At 44.9% G+C, this 13,610-nt stretch carries 14 protein-coding genes; 7 read left to right on the top strand and 7 right to left on the bottom strand.

The window, feature by feature from the left end; translation table 11 throughout:
• Nucleotides 1–4 precede the first annotated feature (4 nt).
• Genes sdhA through sdhC form a run of 3 tightly spaced genes read right to left on the bottom strand, consistent with a single transcriptional unit; the run spans nt 5 to nt 2,579 of the window.
• A complete protein-coding gene (gene sdhA / locus Q0230_RS04175) occupies nt 5–1,792 on the bottom strand; it encodes a succinate dehydrogenase flavoprotein subunit (protein ID WP_298608475.1) in 1,788 nt (595 codons plus the stop codon).
• 10 nt (nt 1,793–1,802) lie between these two features.
• Nucleotides 1,803–2,183, bottom strand: coding sequence for a succinate dehydrogenase, hydrophobic membrane anchor protein (gene sdhD / locus Q0230_RS04170; protein WP_298608472.1), 381 nt, complete (start codon nt 2,181–2,183; stop codon nt 1,803–1,805).
• A gap of 18 nt (nt 2,184–2,201) precedes the next feature.
• The gene (gene sdhC / locus Q0230_RS04165) at nt 2,202–2,579 is read right to left on the bottom strand and encodes a succinate dehydrogenase, cytochrome b556 subunit (RefSeq protein WP_298608471.1); all 378 of its coding nucleotides are present in this window, start codon (nt 2,577–2,579) and stop codon (nt 2,202–2,204) included.
• 260 nt (nt 2,580–2,839) lie between these two features.
• On the opposite strand from sdhC, the gene rlmKL reads away from it, so the two are divergent.
• Entirely contained in the window at nt 2,840–4,987 is a 2,148-nt protein-coding gene (gene rlmKL, locus Q0230_RS04160; RefSeq protein ID WP_298608469.1) for a bifunctional 23S rRNA (guanine(2069)-N(7))-methyltransferase RlmK/23S rRNA (guanine(2445)-N(2))-methyltransferase RlmL, read from the top strand.
• A gap of 359 nt (nt 4,988–5,346) precedes the next feature.
• Here rlmKL and Q0230_RS04155 read toward each other — a convergent pair whose 3' ends face one another.
• A complete protein-coding gene (locus tag Q0230_RS04155) occupies nt 5,347–5,784 on the bottom strand; it encodes a sel1 repeat family protein (protein ID WP_298608467.1) in 438 nt (145 codons plus the stop codon).
• 139 nt (nt 5,785–5,923) lie between these two features.
• On the opposite strand from Q0230_RS04155, the gene Q0230_RS04150 reads away from it, so the two are divergent.
• The 5 genes from Q0230_RS04150 (at nt 5,924) to Q0230_RS04130 (ending at nt 8,772) form a co-directional block, all read left to right on the top strand.
• A complete protein-coding gene (locus tag Q0230_RS04150; RefSeq protein WP_298608465.1) occupies nt 5,924–7,021 on the top strand; it encodes an anthranilate phosphoribosyltransferase in 1,098 nt (365 codons plus the stop codon).
• A gap of 49 nt (nt 7,022–7,070) precedes the next feature.
• Nucleotides 7,071–7,268, top strand: coding sequence for a hypothetical protein (locus Q0230_RS04145; RefSeq protein WP_298608463.1), 198 nt, complete (start codon nt 7,071–7,073; stop codon nt 7,266–7,268).
• 63 nt (nt 7,269–7,331) lie between these two features.
• On the top strand, nt 7,332–8,120 hold the full coding sequence (locus Q0230_RS04140; protein WP_298608462.1) for an NRDE family protein: 789 nt from the start codon (nt 7,332–7,334) through the stop codon (nt 8,118–8,120).
• Between the two features lie 137 nt (nt 8,121–8,257).
• On the top strand, nt 8,258–8,587 hold the full coding sequence (locus Q0230_RS04135; RefSeq protein WP_298608460.1) for a hypothetical protein: 330 nt from the start codon (nt 8,258–8,260) through the stop codon (nt 8,585–8,587).
• A 26-nt stretch (nt 8,588–8,613) separates the two neighbouring features.
• Entirely contained in the window at nt 8,614–8,772 is a 159-nt protein-coding gene (locus Q0230_RS04130; protein ID WP_298608458.1) for a hypothetical protein, read from the top strand.
• A 43-nt stretch (nt 8,773–8,815) separates the two neighbouring features.
• On the opposite strand, the gene Q0230_RS04125 is transcribed toward Q0230_RS04130, so the two are convergent.
• From Q0230_RS04125 to Q0230_RS04115, 3 genes are read right to left on the bottom strand one after another with little or no spacing between them, the layout of a single operon-like run.
• Nucleotides 8,816–9,295, bottom strand: coding sequence for a DUF3465 domain-containing protein (locus Q0230_RS04125; RefSeq protein ID WP_298608456.1), 480 nt, complete (start codon nt 9,293–9,295; stop codon nt 8,816–8,818).
• Entirely contained in the window at nt 9,295–10,617 is a 1,323-nt protein-coding gene (locus Q0230_RS04120) for a YcjF family protein (protein WP_298608455.1), read from the bottom strand. Before Q0230_RS04120 ends, Q0230_RS04125 begins: the two co-directional genes overlap by 1 nt.
• On the bottom strand, nt 10,607–12,130 hold the full coding sequence (locus tag Q0230_RS04115) for a GTPase (RefSeq protein ID WP_298608454.1): 1,524 nt from the start codon (nt 12,128–12,130) through the stop codon (nt 10,607–10,609). The genes Q0230_RS04120 and Q0230_RS04115 overlap by 11 nt, the downstream gene beginning before the upstream one ends.
• A 151-nt stretch (nt 12,131–12,281) precedes the next feature.
• On the opposite strand from Q0230_RS04115, the gene Q0230_RS04110 reads away from it, so the two are divergent.
• Entirely contained in the window at nt 12,282–13,499 is a 1,218-nt protein-coding gene (locus Q0230_RS04110) for a nitrate/nitrite transporter (RefSeq protein WP_298608452.1), read from the top strand.
• The last annotated feature ends 111 nt before the right edge of the window (nt 13,500–13,610 follow it).

The raw sequence follows: 13,610 nt of genomic DNA, 5'->3' as shown, positions 1-13,610 counted from the left end.
CTTCTTAGTAGGTACGCTTCTTCGGTGCAATATACTCAACCTCATCAGTGAGGGTATAAGTATGCACCGGACGATAGTCAATATTGACCTGACCTTGCTCATTCACCCAAGCCAATGAGTGTTTCATCCAAGTTGCGTCATCGCGTTCTGGGAAGTCTTCACGCGCATGAGCACCACGACTTTCTTGACGATTTAGCGCGCATTGGACGGAAACTTGAGCACAATCTAACAGATTAGCTAACTCAAAGGTTTCCATTAAATCAGAGTTCCAGATCAAACCACGATCGCTAACTTTAACATCATTGTAGCTAGCGTAGATGGCATTCATCTTATCCACGCCTTCTTGCAAGGAGTCACCTGTACGGAAGACTGCTGCATGCTTTTGCATCGCATGTTGCATATTGTCGCGGATTTCGGCAGTGGTGGTTTTACCGTTGGCATTATGAATGCGTTTGAAGCGATCTAAAGCTTTCTCTAAACCGGCTTTTGGCAGGTCAGGTTGGCTAGCACCGGCTTTTAAGGTTTCGGCACAACGATTGGCTGCTGCCCGCCCAAACACGACGATGTCTAACAGAGAGTTAGAGCCTAAACGATTCGCTCCGTGGACTGATACGCAGGCACATTCACCAATCGCCATTAAGCCCGGAACTACGCTATCAGGGTTGCCATCTTTCAGAGTGACCACTTCACCATGATAGTTGGTTGGAATACCGCCCATGTTGTAGTGAACAGTTGGCAATACAGGAATCGGTTCTTTAGTAACATCTACGCCAGCGAAAATCTTCGCGCTTTCAGCGATGCCGGGTAAGCGCTCATGAATAACTTCCGCACCCAAATGCTCTAAGTGGATATGGATGTGATCTTTATTCGGGCCAACGCCGCGGCCTTCGTTAATTTCAATAGTCATTGAACGGCTAACAACGTCGCGCGACGCTAAGTCTTTTGCATTTGGTGCATAACGCTCCATGAAGCGCTCGCCAAGGGAGTTAGTTAAGTAGCCACCTTCACCACGCACACCTTCGGTAATCAAGCAGCCTGAACCATAGATACCCGTTGGGTGGAACTGAGTGAACTCCATATCTTGCAACGGTAAGCCCGCACGCGTGACCATACCATTACCGTCGCCAGTACAAGTATGTGCTGAAGTCGCAGAGAAATAAGCACGACCATAACCGCCGGTTGCTAATACCACGGTTTGCGCACGAAACACCCGTAGAGTACCCGTCGCTAAATCCCACGCCAACACACCACGGCAAACACCTTGCTCATCCATAATCAAGTCAGTCGCGAAATGCTCGATATAGAATTCAGCATCGTGACGCAAAGATTGCTGGTACAGTGTATGCAGAATCGCATGACCCGTCCGGTCAGCGGCTGCGCAAGTACGCTGGGCAATGCCTTCACCGTAGTTAGTAGTCATCCCACCGAAAGGACGTTGATAGATACGACCTTCTTCAGTACGCGAGAAGGGTACGCCTTGATGCTCTAATTCAATCACCGCTGGAATCGCTTCGCGGCACATATATTCAATCGCATCTTGGTCGCCCAACCAATCCGAACCCTTGACTGTGTCATACATATGCCACTGCCATTTATCTGGACCCATATTCCCTAAGGCCGCTGACATCCCACCTTGCGCAGCAACCGTGTGACTGCGAGTCGGGAATACTTTGGTAATACAGGCAGTGGATAGACCTTTTACTGCCATACCAAAAGTAGCACGTAAACCAGCCCCACCAGCCCCAACCACAACGACGTCATAGGTATGGTTTTCAATTTTATACTCAGACATGCAAGGCTCCTCAGTTGCCAAACGCCGCAAGCAACACGGCGATAATACTGGTGGCCCCAGTTAAGGCCAAAAATAATTTTATGCCAATTAAAGCGCCAATTTTCACACCTTCATTGTGTACATAGTCTTCAATCACGACTTGTAAACCTAAGGCAGCATGATAAAAAGCAGTGAAAATGAATAGGCTGAACATCGCAGCGCTAAAAGGTGATGAAAAATAGGTTAAGACTGTGGTGTAGTCTTTATCGCTTAAGGCAGCAACGGTAAAAGCAACCCATAAGGTCAAGGGGACTAAAGCGACTGCAGTCACCCGTTGTACCCAAAAATGATGAGTACCTGCTTTCGCTGAGCCTAAACCACGTGCTTTCTTTAAAGGTGTTACCAAACTCATGACAATCTCCTTTAAGCTTTAGGCCACTAGCCACAGCAAAATTGTTAAAACCACAGAAGCGCCTAACACAACTTTGCCGGTCAAATAAGTGGTTGGAATATCAAAACCAAAGCCGGTATCCCACAATAAGTGTCGGATACCATTGCACATATGATAAAACAGTGCCCAAGTCCAACCGAATAAGGCTAATTTGCCGAGGAAAGAACCTAAAATACTACTCGCCGTAGCATAAGCCTCAGGACCCGCCGCTAACGCGGTGAGCCAATACACCACCAGCAAGCTGCCGATAGCCAGCACCACGCCAGTGCCACGATGAAGAACGGATAATTTAGCCGGAAGCGGCAACTTATAGACTTGCAGATGCGGAGAAAGCGGTCTGTTACTGGTGGTTTTCATTTGCTCGGAACCTATGTTGGGACATGTTTTCTTAAGCCTTCGGATTGTCGACATGTGTGCTGACAGGTGGTGAATAATAGCTGGAAACTTAAGGCTTTCCAAGTGTGCAGCTGCAACATTGTTGACATAGTTGCTAACTGATCCAGCTTTATAGACTCCTGTTCTGGCAGACGAAAAGTCTATCGCGATGACCGAACTGAGAGCATACAACACCTGAAATGATGTTAAAATCATAAGCCGTCGATTTCTTGGTCATCCCCATGCAATTTGAAAGCACTAATACCCAGACTGAGTGGTTTTTTGCCTGCCCCCAGTTTATTGAACCTTTACTCGCTGATGAGCTGTTGGGCTTAGGTGCAGCCCAAACTAAAATTGGGCATTCCGGTGTGCAAGCTTGGGGCGATTTGGCCTTTGCTTATCGAGCTTTAATCTGGAGTCGCTTAGCTTCGCGCGCTAGTTTGCAGTTGGCTCATGGCTTTGGGAAAGATCAAGAAGAACTGGCTGATTTAATTAAAACTATTCCTTGGGAAGAACACCTGCGCATTGATGGCAGTTTTAAAGTGCGCTTTTCTGGCTTAAATGCAGACATCCGCAATACCCAATTTGGGGCGCAATGGGTTAAAGATCAGATTGTGGATTTAATGCGTACTACGGAGGGGCAACGTCCTAGTGTGAGCGCTAACCCTGATTTAGTGGTGTCTGTTAATCTGCATAAAGGTAAGGCTAGTATTGGTATCGACCTCAACCAAAAAGGCTTACACCAACGTGGTTATCGTGATCCGGATGCTTATTACGCATTGCATGAGAATTTAGCAGCGGCTGTATTAATTCGCTCAGGCTGGCTTAATCTGATTCAATCTGAAGCTAAGACTATCTACTTTCTTGACCCCGTGTGTGGCTCAGGGGAACTTATCACAGAAGCTGCCTTAATGGCTTTAGACATAGCACCGGCTTTACTGAGAGGCGCTACCGTCGCACAGCGTTGGCTCAAGCATGATGCGAATTTATATAGTCAGTTGCTATTGGAAGCGCGTGAGCGCCAACAAGCGGGTTTAGCTCAGGCCGAGCGGTTTCGCTTTAGTGGTGCAGATGCAGACCGAGAAAAACTTACTACCGCTCAAGCCGATTGGGCTGCTTTAAAGCTTCCATTGGCTCAGTGGTTCAAAAAGGTACCTAAACAACTTAAATTTGCGGAGTTTAAAGCCGAACTGGGGTTAATGCTGACTAAGTTGCCTTATGATGTTGAACAAAATTCTATTGTTTGGCGCACTCAGTATGCGGAGTTTGGGCAAGCTTGTGCGCAATTGCCGGAAACTTTTCAAGGCGCTTTATTTGCCCCCGCAGCTGCACCGCTAGCTTATACCGATTTGTTTTATAGCAAGACGTATCGTTTCCTCAATGGGCGCGATGAATACCAGCTATGGACTTTGGATAAAGTTGTTCAAAAAGCCAAGCCAACCAATTGGATTGCAGAGGATTTTGCCAATCGCATCGAGAAAAATTTACGCAAACTAAAAGGGTTTATTCAACGTGGACACACAAATGCTTACCGGATTTATGATGCTGATATTCCAGAATATGCAGTAGCCGTTGATCGTTATGCTGATTGGTTGCACGTACAAGAGTATGCACCGCCTGCAACGATTGATGAGAAAAGCGCTCAGCAACGGCTGGACCAAGTACTGATTACTTTAGCGGAAGTGTTACAAGTGCCTGCCGAGAAAATTGTTCTTAAACAGCGTAAGCGTCAAAAGGGTTTAGAGCAATATGAACGCCAAGCTCAGGCGGGACATAACTTGATTGTGCAGGAGCATGGTGTACGTTTTAAGGTTAATTTGAGCGATTATCTTGATACGGGGCTATTTTTGGATCATCGACCGATGCGTTGGTGGATGCAGCAGCAAGCCCAAGGTAAATCAGTTTTAAATTTATTTTGTTATACCGGTGCGGTTAGTGTGTATGCGGCAGTAGGCGGCGCGAGTCGAGTGGATAGTGTCGATTTATCTGCGACTTATTTAGCGTGGGCGGAAGAGAATCTCCAATTAAATCAGCTTAAGCTCAATCCCTATAAATATCGGATGATTCGCGCTAATGCCGTGGAGTGGTTAGCGGATTGTAAACAGACTTATGATTTAATCTTTTTAGATCCGCCCACTTTCAGTAATTCCAAGCGGATGCAGGATATATTTGATGTGCAGCGTGACCATGCAGGCTTACTAGATCATGCAATGCGCGTACTGACTAGCGACGGTACATTGATCTTTTCCAATAATTTCCGAAAGTTTAAATTAGATCCAATAATTACTGAACGTTATTTAGTTGAGGATTATCGTGTGCCTTCAATACCTGAGGATTTTCAAAGAGATATGAAGATTCATGGGTGTTGGTTACTCAGGCATAAGGGCTAATTAAAGCAAGCTATCAGTAAGCACTTGCAAGTTAACTAAAATTACAGTAAAAAAGTAAGAGGAATCATAGTACTGAGTAATTAGCTATTAGTACTCCATTCCTCTTTAATCTATTCTATTGTTATTTTTTTAATTATACATCAACGACCAAGTGCGACCCTGGTGAGTAAGTTTGCCCAAACTTAGCAACAATTGATGTTATAAATAGCAAGCCGATGTGAATACGCTACACATTTACATCGGCTTCGCTTTCTGCTCTGTCCTTATCGTTTTCTTTTTTCCTAATCAATAAATTAAATGGCAAGTACTGAATTGTAACTTAATTTAACAGTGAACTTAGCTAACTATAACTAACTATCTTAAAGATTAGCGAGTGCATATAAACGCTGAGCCTCGGCTTGATTCTGCTCAACCCCATTACCAGTTTCATATAAGTGAGCTAAGGTCAATAAAGAGCCTGCTAAACCTTGTTGAGCGGCTTGTTTAAACCATTCTGCAGCTTTGCTGCTGTTTTGATCGATACATTCACCTGCTAAGTACATAAAGCCTAAGCCATGTTGAGCTAGTGCAAACCCCTGTTGAGCGGCATCATGCATCCATTTCCAAGCTGCTACATCGCTTTGCGTAATGCCTAAGCCATTTTGATACATAATGGCGACATGATATTGAGCGGATGCATGGCCTTGTTCAGCGTAAGGGTAGAGTAATTGCATCGCACGCGCGAAATGCTTAGCTTCAAACGCTGCCATGCCACTGGCTAAGCCAGCATCAGCGTCCGTGTACTCTAGATTAGACATAGGAAACTCCTTCAAGGTAGCTAGCTACAAAGCGTTTAGCCTAAGTTAGAATAAGAGTGCCTGCAAAGCTTTACCCCGAGAGGGGTATTTCTAAGCGCTGCAGCACTTTCTACACTAGTTTGCTATGGAAACTTGTACTATGTCTGAAGCTAATTTGGCGCTACACCTCAAACACTGTATTCAAAAAGTCGCCACAGGGCCTGAATACAGTAAGGATTTGTCCTATAACGAAGCCTATCAGGCAATGCAGCATATGCTTAGTGCTGAAGCTGATCCGGTGCAGACTGCTATTTATTTCATCGCTTTGCGGATGAAGCGTGAAACCGATGAAGAAAATCGGGGCACGCTTCAAGCTTTAATTGATCATTCCACGATTAGCCATGCGGCCGTTGAGGAGTTGGTGGATATTTCTGACCCTTATGATGGTTTTGCGCGTGGCATTCCCGCTTCAAGTTTTGTACCTGCGGTATTAGCCAGTTTAGGTGTGCCAGCTGTAGTACATGGACTAGAGACTGTGGGGCCAAAATATGGTGCAACTCACCATCAAGTTTTAAAAGCAGCTGGGGTTAAAGTTGACTTAACTCCACAACAGGCGACTCAACAATTAGAGCAACTCGGTTGGACTTATATTGATCAAGCCAGCTTTGCACCCGCTTTACATGCGCTTGTGCCCTTACGTCAACGCATGGTTAAACGTCAAGTTTTAACCACTGTTGAAACAATGCTTGGGCCGATTCGAGCGCGTGGGAAAACGCATTGCATGGGTGGGTATGTACATAAAGCCTATCCACCCATTTATGCCTCCTTAGCCCGTCAGGCAGGTTTTGCGACGGCGATTTTTGTGCGCGGGGTTGAAGGTGGTGTTATTCCATCTTTGCAACAGGCTGGACGTTTATTTGCTTATCCTGCTCAGGCACAGGAATGTCAAGTGGACTTAGCACCCCAAGATTTAGGCATTCTTGCAGAAACTCGGGCTGTGCCTTTACCACCTGATTTAGTACCAGCAGAGGATGCCTTAATTGATAGTGAAGCTTTAGCTACGAAAGCCGCACGCTTAGGCTTAGCGGCTTTAGCAGGGGAGCGGGGCTTAACTTATGACAGTTTGGTGTATGCCTGTACAATTTGCTTGAGTCAGCTACGACATTATCCAGATTTACCAACTGCAGCTCAGGCGGTGCGTGCCGTACTTGATAGCGGGCAAGCCTTAACGGTTTTTAAAGCTGCTCAACAGCGTTAAGCCAGTTTGACAGTAGTTAATAATGAGTTAGTTTTGAGAGGAGCTTTGAATGAATCAACAATATTATGCAGCCGTAGTTGCGATGGAAAAGGCAGGCACAAACAGTGAGTTTGTACAGGGCTGGCAAAATGGCTATTTGTATAATCCATTGCGTGAAGAACAACGCTTAAATGCAGCTTATGAGGCAGGTTATGATGCTGGCAAAAGTCATGATTTAGAGGCCTATAAAGATTGGGTACAGGACTAACTTAGAGCTTATAGTACTCCTCCTAAAAAGTGGGCATTATCTTCGCTTTTTAGGAGATGTTTTATGTGTTTTGCTTTATTAGCCCTGCAGCAACATCCTCAATATCCTTTTATTCTCGCAGCCAATCGTGATGAGTTGTTTAATCGCCCTGCGACGGCTTTAGGCGTTTGGCCGAATCATCCTGAAATTGTCGGTGGGATTGATCAAAGCTCCCAAGGCTCTTGGCTAGCCCTCAACCAAACTACCCTTAAATTTGCGCTGGTGACTAATGTACGCCAAGGTATTCCGCAGACTGGTGAGCGCTCGCGTGGTTTATTAGTCAGTGAGTTTGTAGAAAGCACCGAACTAGCTTTAAATGACTTAAAGCAGTTAGAAAAAAGTAAGGGTCAATATGCTGGTTTTAATTTACTAGCCGGATATTTACCTAATGAGATTTATTATCTGAGTAATCGTTATTCAACTGATTGGCAAGCCTTAAAACAGGGTTTTTATGGTTTAAGTAATGCCAGTTTAAATGCTCCTTGGCCGAAAGTGCAGCGGGGTTTATTTGAATTTGAGCAATTAGTAATTAATTCACAAATAGCACAGCAAACTTACCTAGTAGATAAATTATTTGAATTGCTAGTGGATCGAACTCTGGCCAAGCCCGAGCAGCTTCCGAACACAGGTATTGGTATTGAGAAGGAGCTTTGGCTATCACCGATTTTTATTGCTCCTGGTTTTATGGATTATGGAACACGTTGTTCGACAATCATTTTAATGGATAAAAATAAACAAGTGTTTTGTTATGAGCGGACTTATTATTCTGATAATAGGTCATCCAATTCAGGATATTCTTTCACTCCAGTTTAAGTTAAGTTAATTCTATTTGCTATATGAAATAACAATATTAAAAATCTGCACCTTTTTAATTAAACTACTTCTAAACTACTAAGTGCTGGTGTTTGAAACCAGCCTTAAAACCAGCAAATACACTTGGAGTGTTAGTGATGAAAAAAATAATCCATGGCGCTCTATTGGCTGGCGCAATTCCTCTGGTAAGCGGCCAAGCTGAAGCAGGCCCTCTTGCGCCAATTGTCAATGAAGCCAATAAGCTACGCGCTACAGCTTGGACCTTGAATGATCAAGCGACCACGCTAGAGCAGACCATGCAAAGTTTAAAACGTCAGGGTATCGATGTGGTGGAGTTGCGTTACAAAGCTAAAATGATGCGGCGTTGTGCGACTAAATATGCGGTGGAGTCTAATAAGCTCGCGAAAAAAGCGTTTAGATTAGGTTATCACCGTTCGAACCATTCGCACCCTCACTACAACTCATAAAGTAAGTGTCAATCAGGAGAACTATCGTGAAAAAGAAACTATTATTACTACTAGGCTTAACCGTTATTGGTACGACCACTATGTTAGTTACGACTAGTACTGCCCATGCTCATTATGTTCCGCCCAAGCCCAATGCTTGTGGTTGCATGATTATGACTTATTCTGAGCCAGCCTTTATCTGGTGAAGATAAGCTAAGCAGCCGAGTCTTTCAGTCTCTACTCGGCTGTTTAGTCATAACGTTTGCCATTCAACTCAATCCACCCCCCCGTTTTGCGATCATTCGGATCATGATGCGTCCAATGAATCACACCACCTCGATTATTCCACACATATTCGCCGTGTACTTTGACTACATCACCCTCACGTATGGGTACACGGCTAGCCACGTCGATATTATGTGAAACCAATAAAGTTAAATCCTTAGCAACAGCTACCAAAAACTTCTGATGCCGATCACCTTCTTGATCATCTTTCAGGTTTTTGATTACCGTGCCTTGAATATTCGTCCAAAATTTAGCATTTGGATCATTCGCTGCAGCACGCAGTTGTTCCAGTGTTTTAGCTGGGGTATTGCTTGCTAGATTAGTTGAGGCGTTGCTCTTCGTTTGTGAGGGGGGGTGACCCACTTGCCCAGAAAAATATTGCCAAGCCGCCACCAGTAGGAAGAGGGCGATTACTAGCATATTTCGCCAGCTATAACCCGCCATTAGTTTTTCACCGTTTTACGGATATACGCTGTAATCTCTTCACGTGCTTCGGCAATGACGGAGTCACGGTCAAGCGAATCAAGGATTTGTTCAACCGTAAACTTAGGCCCTGCTTCACCCCAAGACTTCCCATTCGCTAACCAACTTTCAGCAACTCGCCCCACCACTAAAGTGCTATACCAAGCCACCGCGCCTTGGGTGGCTGCAGTGAGTAGGGTAGAGATACCACCTGTGCCTAACTTGAGCACTGTAGAAATTAAATGCACTGCCCAAGTAGTACCAATCAAGACAATCATCTGCCCCGAAATGGTTTTGAGTAAATCACCCGCCTCACTCTTCGACATCGGTAATCCATAAAGCTTGGAGAGATGCACAATCATCCCCGCATCAATGGCCGCCGCCGCCACTAAATCCGCGACTGGAATAGGATTCAAGGCGACCGCTACCCCTTGGGCGATACAGTACATTTGGATGGTTTTTAAACCGAGTTCGTGCTTAACCGCTAGAATACGCTTACCCACTTCCTCACTTAAATTGCTCGCAAAGAGCGAGGCATTTAAAGCAGCTAAGGTCTTACCTTCATGCTCAATAATTGCCCACAAGCGTGTTTTTAAAGCTTGTACATCGACAGGGCGCACGCGCAAACCTTCTTGCTCGTTACCCTCAGCATCGACATAAATCACGGTCTGGCGGCTAGCCTGAGCGGTGGTGAAGATAATATTCTCAGGTTCTAAAATCCCTTGAGTGCGCTCTTCAAGTACAGTGCGTAATTGCTGCTTTTCTTTATCGGTGTAACGATCTGCTTTGTTAACCACCAGAATCGTCGGACGATGACTGGCAGTAACGGTCTTTAAAGCACGAAACTCCACATCGGTTAAATCGCCATCAATGACAAACAATACTAAATCAGCACGAGTGGCAACCTCATGTGCCATGCGCTCGCGATCTTCACCGGCGATTTCATTGATCCCCGGAGTATCAATTAGGTATAAGCCGCCATCCGCATATTCGTCCCAAGCGTGAAAATCTGTGGTTTTAGTTTCGCCATGCAAGACACTGACACTAAACGCATCTTTGCCCAACAGCGCATTAAGTAGTGAGGATTTGCCCACACTGACTCGTCCAAATACTGCAATATGAATATGCCCATGCTCCAGCTTGTCGAGCATGGATTGGACTTGGGTATAGTCATCTTTTAGGGTGTTACGTACATCCTCGGGCAGATTTTTATCTTCCAATAAGCGACGCAAACTAGCGGTAGCTAAGTTTAAATGCGAGTCGCCTTGGGCGTTTTTTTTCGTACTCGGTTCTTCATTGTTCACTGCTGATGCGCTCGCTGTCTTTGGTTTTGTATTGATCGACAACCAATCGGGCCAATGTTTTTGTACGTTCTTCCAGATTTCCACTCAGCATCTCCCGAAACGTCAGTGCTGCTGGAGCTGCCTTTAAAGCTCCGCGTTGTTCTAAAGTGAGGGTGACGGCATGCCCCAAAGCATCAAAGATCAAGCCATAGGCGACGGCATGCACTAAGCCACCGGCCACCGTGCCTATCCCCGGAAATGCTTTTAAACCATTCCCCGCTACTGCCAAAATCAATGGAATACTTTTCTTCATTTGGTTTTGGCTGAAATCGAGGAACTGATCAATATCAATTTGCTTAACCGGCACATCATATAGTTTGCACAATTCTTGAATCATGCGCGTGCCAATCACCCCTTGAATAATAATATCCGTACCCGGACTAATCGCCGCTAAAGCGCCAATTACTGCATTACGGGTGCCATTACGTACAATTTTTTCGGCTTGTTCGCGGCGGAAACTAGCGCGGCTTTCGTCTAATTTAGTTTGTACTAAGCTAAAGACACTCGAGTCACGCAGTTTTTCTAACCACTCGATGCGGCTATCAATTTCGGTTTGTAAAGTTTCAGACAATGCATTGACATCAGCTTTGCGCTGACGCTGAAGCGTTTCCTCTCGCCCATCCGGATAGACTCTAACGACTTCTTCTACTCCACCAGACTGAATAAACACTACTTTAGGTAGCAGCTCCTTGGACGTACCAAGACCAAAGCGGCTTTGAATGCGTTCTTTCAGTTGTTGTTTTTCTTCGGGGGTATACAAGTCACTTTTATTGAAAGCAATAATCAAAGGCTTGCCAAAAGTATAAAGCTCTTGAATATCTTCGAATTGACTACGGCTCAAATCCGAATCCACGACATAAACGACAATTTGCGCTCGTACCGCTTCATCACGGGCTAACTCATCTAAAAAGCCCTCAGCTTCATTCCGCCCTGGCAAGTCAGTAAGTAGCAAACGATCACCTGAGCTGGTTTGCCACATATATTCGTGAATTTCGCGAGTGGAGCCACCACGCAAACTAATCTCCACTCCAGCGCTTGGGAGCAGAGTTTTAATAATAGAAGATTTACCCGTACTGACATCACCAAAGAACGCAATATTAATTTGCCCCGTTTCTTTCCGGGCATTTAAGCGCTCTAGTTCTTCTCGAAACGGTGTAATATCCATTCCCGCTGCTTCAATCTGTTTGATCTCCGCTTCGACTTGCTCAATAGTCGCAGGCGTCGCAGGGCGCTGGAAATTAGGCGTTACCCGATTACTCCCCAATACCAGTTTGAGAGCTAACCCGAGTCCTCCCAAAAGCACTAAAGCAATCAAGCCCACGTAAAGGTAAAACAAGCCACTGGGTAACTGCTGTAAGCGATCCCAAAGATTCAATGCACTTTGGGTGGCATAGAATAAAAATAGCAAAAACATGAAGGTGCCGAAGACAATCGCACCTGCCAGAATCCAACGAAGGTTTTTAGAAATTTTCATAAAGAAGTCAGTTGGTTTTTCATGCAACTATCTTAGCATGCTTTAGAACGGAGCTTGAATGCGTGGGTTCAAGTCTAGCCCTTTATTCTTCTTAGTGGCCTGCGTATAGTGTGCTAGATCAAGCGATTGGCCTTTAAAATTGAGTGTGTGCATGAATTTAAGCCCTAGTTTACTTGCGCGTATTTTTATCCCTTTTGCCTTAGGTTATTTCCTTTCTTATTTATACCGAGTGGTGAATACCATTATCGCGGGTGATTTATCCAAGGATATTCAGATTGATGCAGGGCAACTTGGCTTACTCACTAGTACCTATTTAATTACCTTCGCTGCGGTACAGTTACCTTTAGGGATTCTGTTAGATCGTTATGGCCCAAGGAAGATTGAGGCTTTATTATTGCTATTTGCAGCAGCCGGTGCCGTGGTGTTTGCAATGGCACAATCCTTAGGCTGGCTGATTGTGGGGCGTGCTTTAATTGGTTTCGGTGTCTCAGCTTGTTTGATGGCTGCATTTAAAGCCTTTGTACAATGGTTTCCCAAAGAAAAATTACCGCTGGTCAATGGTTTGCAGTTCACTGCTGGTGGCTTTGGGATTTTAGCGGCCTCCATTCCAGTTGAATATGCCTTAAACTTTACCGATTGGCGTGGCGTCTTTATGGGCTTAGCTGTACTGACTTTAATGGTGAGTTTACTGGTCTTCTTTGTTGTGCCTGATAAACCCATGCCCGCTAATCAAGCAACGTTGAAAGAACATATTAATGGCATCCTGCATATTTTCACCTCGCGCCAGTTTTGGGGTATTTCACCCTGGGCAGTGGCTACACAAGCTAGCTTTCTCTCGATTATGAGTCTATGGGCGGGGCCTTGGTTAAGAGATGTGGCCGGTTTAGAGCGTGCAGCGATAGCGCCAGTACTATCATGGTTGGCGATTGGGGTGATTGCTGGCTATTTCTTTCTAGGCGTAATGGCTGAACGCTTAGCGCGTCATGGGTTTTCCACACTGCATGTTGCTAGTATTGGCCTAGTTATGTTTATTCTTGTGCAATTTGCTTTAATTCTTGAATGGACGAGTCTCTCCACCCTTTGGTGGATTCTCTTTGGTTTCTTTGGAACGACAGGTGTACTTGCTTATGCTTATTTATCCCAACAATTTGCCCCTGAATTAGCAGGGCGAGTGAATACGGCCTTGAATTTATTAGTCTTCGTCTTTGCTTTTATTGCCCAATGGGGTATTGGCGTAGTGATCAACTGGTATTCAGCGGGCGATACCCATCATTATAATCCGCTGGGTTATCAAATCGCTTTTAGTATTGCTCTAGCAGTGCAGGTTTTAACAATGCTTTGGTATTTTTGGCAAGCTAGCAAACGTTAAAGCTTATCTTTCAATATGTTCAATATAATTGAGTATTTTTTTAAGGACGGCTTTGCCATAATCAGGTGTTTTATGCCAATAGTCTTGGTGTTTCTTATAGCATGCTTCATT

This window comes from uncultured Thiothrix sp., assembly GCF_937876535.1.
Lineage (GTDB): Bacteria > Pseudomonadota > Gammaproteobacteria > Thiotrichales > Thiotrichaceae > Thiolinea.
Note: the sequence above shows the minus strand (reverse complement) of the source record. Positions and strands in the feature narration are given on the sequence as shown.